Source organism: Synechococcus sp. R6-5 (genome assembly GCF_047461775.1).
GTDB lineage: Bacteria > Cyanobacteriota > Cyanobacteriia > Thermostichales > Thermostichaceae > Thermostichus.
On record NZ_JANSHV010000241.1, the window covers coordinates 1 to 1,395 of the forward strand.

The 1,395-nt window shown below is 54.4% G+C and carries 1 pseudogene; it reads left to right on the plus strand.

The features are described 5' to 3' along the window. A pseudogene (locus NW818_RS12015) lies at positions 1-965 on the plus strand (S-layer protein); the annotation flags it as partial. Between the last annotated feature and the right edge of the window lie 430 nt (positions 966-1,395).

Below are 1,395 nucleotides of genomic sequence, written 5' to 3' on the forward strand. Positions count from 1 at the left end.
TGCGCATTCGTCTCCAAGCTCGCGATGCGGTAACCACCTTCTTTGAGGGTGACCCAGGCGTTGGCTTCCAGGGGGGTGCGGGTGGTACCTTCACCCTTGCCCAGCTGGTTTATCAATTCCCTGCTTTCGACCGCGCTGCTACTATCTACACGGGCATTACGGGTACGGGAGTGTCGAGCGTTCTGCAGTACAGCACGCCCTTTGATGCCCTGTCGGACTTTGCCGATGCTCCCAACTCTACGGCAGATGTGCCCAGCGGAACCCTATTTGGTTTTCGCTACCGTTTGAGCGACCAGTTTCGTTTAGCCTACGCCTACAGCACCAGAAGAGGTCAAGCTCTGGGGAGAGGCTTTGGCGACAGTGGCTTGACAGGTGATGATAGCGCTCACACCGTCGAGCTGGGCTTCTTGCCAACCAAGGGCTTGGAGTTTTACCTTCAGTTTGCTTCCACCTACCTGCAGCAGGCGAACGACGGCCCCACCTTCCTGGCCACGGGTAAAAGTCTCTTCCGTGGACCGGTAAGAAGAACTCGGGTAGATGTCTCTGCACGGGTGAATGCTTTTACGTTCGCAGCCAACTGGGAGATCAGCCCTCGCATTACCTTGTCTGGCTGGTTTACGGCTGGCAATGTGGATTACAACCTGCCCAATGTGGTACCGGCTGGCACTGTGGATCCGGGAGAGGAAGACTTTAACGGTTTCCTCCTTGGCTTTGTTTTCCCCGACCTCTTCGTGGAGGGTGCCAAAGGTGGGATTGTATTTGGGCAGCCAATCGTGACCACAGACAACGACGGAGTGTGGGATACTCGCCCCTTCGTTGTGGACGTCTACTACAGCTTCCCGGTCAACGAGTACATTACTCTAACGCCTGCTGCCTACTTTGTGAGCAACCCCAATGGCGGCAGACCTGGAGACAACGACCCAACCATTGGCGTGGGGGCTTTGCGAGCTGTGTTTACTTTCTAGTTCCTAGCTCCTCACGCTTACAGCCAAATTGCCAGGCAGGGATCCACTACGGTGGATCCCTTCATTGAATAAGAATAATCAACTCCTCTGTGGGGATAAGGATGCTGGCATTGAAGAGCTTGAGGTTGAGCTTAAGACGAGGCCATGGGCTACAAAAAGCGCACTGCGTGAGATCTGCCCAGGTCTTTGCCACAGGCTCGGTGTAGGTGTGAGAATGGCGGGAACAGATACCCATGTCTTGGCCACAGATGTGGGGACACCGCATTAACTGTAGGGCAGGCCGGACAGCAAGAGGATGTGGACTTCGGCTGTATCATAATCTCCACATCATGTCTTCACCGAAGTCCGCAGTTGCCAGACTTGTTCTTGAGTTAGGCAATTGGTTACCTCTAGAAGACATCCCTACAGCCAAAAAGGTGTGAGGAAAAGA